The 3,405-nt window shown below is 65.1% G+C and carries 5 protein-coding genes and 2 pseudogenes; 3 read left to right on the forward strand and 4 right to left on the reverse strand.

Translation table 11 applies throughout. From position 1 onward, the window contains the following. Positions 1 to 213: hypothetical protein (locus ACIQ6O_RS14925; protein WP_396208573.1), on the forward strand; the 213-nt coding region annotated here is incomplete at its 5' end. On the opposite strand, the gene ACIQ6O_RS14930 is transcribed toward ACIQ6O_RS14925, so the two are convergent. From ACIQ6O_RS14930 to ACIQ6O_RS14945, 4 genes are all read right to left on the reverse strand, one after another. Then, positions 210 to 1,247 carry an LptF/LptG family permease gene (locus ACIQ6O_RS14930; RefSeq protein ID WP_396208574.1) on the reverse strand — a complete coding sequence of 346 codons (1,038 nt, stop codon included), beginning with the start codon at positions 1,245 to 1,247 and terminating at the stop codon, positions 210 to 212. The two genes, ACIQ6O_RS14925 and ACIQ6O_RS14930, sit on opposite strands and share 4 nt — an antisense overlap. Next, on the reverse strand, positions 1,244 to 1,570 hold the full coding sequence (locus ACIQ6O_RS14935) for a PadR family transcriptional regulator (protein ID WP_396208575.1): 327 nt from the start codon (positions 1,568 to 1,570) through the stop codon (positions 1,244 to 1,246). The genes ACIQ6O_RS14930 and ACIQ6O_RS14935 overlap by 4 nt, the downstream gene beginning before the upstream one ends. Before the next feature lie 131 nt (positions 1,571 to 1,701). After that, complete coding sequence (locus ACIQ6O_RS14940; protein WP_396208576.1) at positions 1,702 to 1,995, reverse strand: HigA family addiction module antitoxin; 294 nt, start codon at positions 1,993 to 1,995, stop codon at positions 1,702 to 1,704. Positions 1,996 to 2,262: 267 nt separating this feature from the next. Then, positions 2,263 to 2,574, reverse strand: coding sequence for a hypothetical protein (locus ACIQ6O_RS14945; protein WP_396208577.1), 312 nt, complete (start codon positions 2,572 to 2,574; stop codon positions 2,263 to 2,265). A gap of 20 nt (positions 2,575 to 2,594) precedes the next feature. Here ACIQ6O_RS14945 and ACIQ6O_RS14950 point away from each other — a divergent pair. Beyond that, positions 2,595 to 2,777, forward strand: a pseudogene (locus tag ACIQ6O_RS14950) (HNH endonuclease); the annotation flags it as partial. Between the two features lie 443 nt (positions 2,778 to 3,220). Continuing rightward, positions 3,221 to 3,405, forward strand: a pseudogene (locus tag ACIQ6O_RS14955) (protease HtpX); the annotation flags it as partial.

Consider the following 3,405-nt stretch of genomic DNA (forward strand, 5'->3'; position numbering starts at 1 on the left):
AGCGCGCGCTACACGGTGAAGAACGGCGAACTCATTTGGGACCGTGCGTTCGGCCGGCCGGCGAACGCCGTGGTACTGCCGGCAGGGTGGGTGCTGACCAACAGCAGCATTCCCGCCACCGTGAGCCGTTTGCCCGACGGGCGGGTGCGGCTCGACTTCAACAACCCGCGCCCGGACGAGGTGGCGGTACTGATTACGGCGCGGCGGCGCTAGGCGACAGCACGTTTCGAGCGGAGGGCGGGCAGTGTCATGAGCAGCACGAGCTCCGTGCCCGCCCACATGGCGTAGATCGGCGGCACGACCAGCGACTCCGCCAGCGCTTCACCGGCCATGACGCTCACATTGAACAACACGCACAGAGTGATGCTGGCCGCGACCAGCACGGCGGCGTGTGCCCCTGCGGAATGCCAGCCCAGCGCCAGCGCGGCAAGCGCGAGGACGAGGCAGGAGACGGCGAGCACCAGCTTCTTCTGGATCTCCACCCGATAGCCCACTTCCTGTACACGCAGATCACGGGCCTGTTGCGTGGAGCTGGACGGAATCACGCCGACGCGCAGCGACGCCGAAGCTTGCTGTAGCTCCATGATCGTCATCGAGCGGTCATTGCGCCGCGCCTGCCTTCCCATCTGCACCGACTGCAATTGGAGATTCGCGCGCGGAACAATCTCGGATGTGAGCAGCAGCATAAACGCCGCCATACCTGATGCGACCACCAGTACTGAACGGCGAAGGCCGCGCGGCATGACTCGTGAACCCGTCGCCCTTCGCAGCTGACGACTGGCCCAGGCGACCGCGAGAAACAGCGCGGCCGGAATGGTGAGGGCTGCCGTGAACGGTACCGCGAGCAGCAGCCGTTCGAGATGTGCAGACGGAGCGAACGAGTGCTGATCCGCATAGTTGGCGAGCATCATGGCTGTAAACGCCACGAACGCCACCGCAAACGGCAACACCAGCCGGCGCATCATGTCCGATGTACTCACGGGGCGCTGATGTGCGTCTGCGACGGCCGCAGAGTGCGTGCCCGCGGCAACGTGCCCCCACTCGTACGGCGCGCGACGCAGCACATCCATCATGGCCACGACCGTTGTCGCGATACGCGACGAGAATCCGTCTGCTGACGCGAGCTCGCGCTCGAACAGCGCCTGCATCGCCTCGCCATGCTTGTGACGCAGATGGCTCGGCAGTAGGAAGAGCGCGAGACGATACGCGCGGCTCCAGGAGCGCCCTGCGGGAGCGGCGGGGCTCATGACGTCACCGTCCGCAGAGCGAGGCGTTGACGGGCCACACGCGCGAGGCCCTCGATGCGCTCCACCTCGGCCTTGAGCGCCGCACGCCCCGGCGGCGTGATGCGATAGAAGCGCTCGCGCCCGGAGATCACTTCTGGGCGCTCGTCGTCGCTCACCTCCTCGAGCCACCCCTTCCCCACCAGCTCTTCGAGGGAGCCGTAGAGGGTGGCCGGCCAGAGGCGCACCGCCCCGTCGCTAAGGGTGCGCACGTCATCCTGAATGGCAGTGCCGTACCGGGCACCGGACGACAGCGACAGCAGGATGTAGAACCAGTTGGGCTTCATGGCCGGGAGGCTGGAGGCATCAAACTACTATTGCATAGTATGATCTGATAGTTTGTACCGCAAGCGTGCTGATTGGTTCCCGCAACGCCACGTGGCAGCCCGTGCCGACGCGACTAGTCAGCCGTCCACGACTAGGCAGCCGCCGGCCGGAATGGCTTCAGACGGAGTTTGGAGCGCGTCCGGCGAATGGTCGCCTCGTCGTACGCGGCCTGCATGGCCAACAGCGTGGCCATGCGGAGCCCGAAGACCTGCTCGAATCGCAGCGCCATTTCTGCTGACAGATCGGCTCGTCCGTTGAGCAGCTTCGACAAGGTCGGTCGCGCCACCTCGAGCAGATCGGCCGTCTCGCTGACCGACAGACCATTGGCCGCGAGCACTTCGTCGCGCAAAAATGCGCCAGGGTGCGGTGGGGAATGCATCGCCATGGTAATGGTCCTCACCAAGCCACGGGACGTAGCTCAGTGATAGTCTTCGAGGTTGAGGTCACACAGCGGACCACGATGGCTGAACGAGTGAATCTCCCCACGAAGTGTATCGCGTAACGTTACAGGCATCAACCGGCCAGGTAGAAGGCCGGCACGCATGCGCCCGAAACGCCTGACCCGAAAACGCCTCGGCGCCCCCCGAAACGGAAGGCGCCGAGATGGTTCATGCCCAGCATGGGCGGCAGAACCGCGCGGGCGGTGTTCCGGTTACTTCTTCTCCATCGCGTCGCGCACGTCGAGCAGGATCTCGAAGTACAGCTGCTCGCGGCGGTACGAGAAGTCGAGCGCGGCCATCTGCGCCGGATCGCCCGTCTCCTTGGCACGATCGAAGGCCTCGCGGTACATCTCTTCCAGGTTGTTCAGGATGCGTTCACGGGAGCGCGACATACGGAAGGCCTCGAGGGCTTTGAGGGTCAGGCGGGGCGGGAGGTCGTCCACCGTCTCGACACTTTCTTCCGTATCGAAGAACTTCGTCAGGCGCTCGAGCACATAGCGCTTGCCGCGATCGGGAAGGTTCACTGGAGACGAGGAGTGACAGCATGGTGAAACGCTCGGCGCTCTTCGCCCGTGACGGGGGCCGCTGTGTGTACTGCGGCCTCGAGCACGAATACGAGGAGCTGAGCGTGGACCATGTCCAGCCGCGGATGCGCGGCGGGGACGGGTCTCCGGGCAACCTAGTAACCGCTTGCAGGGGCTGCAACGCTCGCAAAGGGGGACGGTCCCTGCCCCAGTTCCTGGCCGAGGACCCGGACGCCCGGCGGAACTTCTTTGCGCTGGCGCGGTATGTATGGCCACGACATCTGAAAGCGGTGGCCGAGGAGCTCGCGCGCCGGGGTGTGATGAGCGCTCCAACGGAGCTCGTGGAGGGGATCCGGGGGCTGCGCAGCTCCGAGGCCATCGCTATTTTTCTGCAGGAGCAGGACGGCAGTACCGACCAATCGAAGTTGGAAGGGGAGTAGCCACGCGGGGGCGCCCATTGGGGGCTTTCGTGCGGCCGGATCGTCAAGACTGTCGGGGACACCCGGCACGGTCCGGTCGGATGTGACACATCAGGCGAGACCTTCACACGCAATTCCATGACCGCCGGTGGGTGGCCGTGGGTTTTCGTGCGAGGGCTCGCCTTTTTCGTGCGGGTACCTGAAGCGGGAACGAACCAGCAACGACTATGAACAACATCAAGGTTTTCGTACTCATGGCCGGCTTGACCGGCCTCGTGATGGCCATCGGCCAGGTCCTCGGCGGCGGTTCGGGCGCCATCATGGGGCTGCTCATGGCCGCGGCGATGAACCTCTTCATGTACTGGGGCTCGAGCAGCATGGTGCTGCGCTCGTACGGCGCCCAGGTGGTGAA

This window comes from Gemmatimonas sp. (assembly GCF_044345575.1).
In the GTDB taxonomy this organism is placed as follows: domain Bacteria; phylum Gemmatimonadota; class Gemmatimonadetes; order Gemmatimonadales; family Gemmatimonadaceae; genus Gemmatimonas.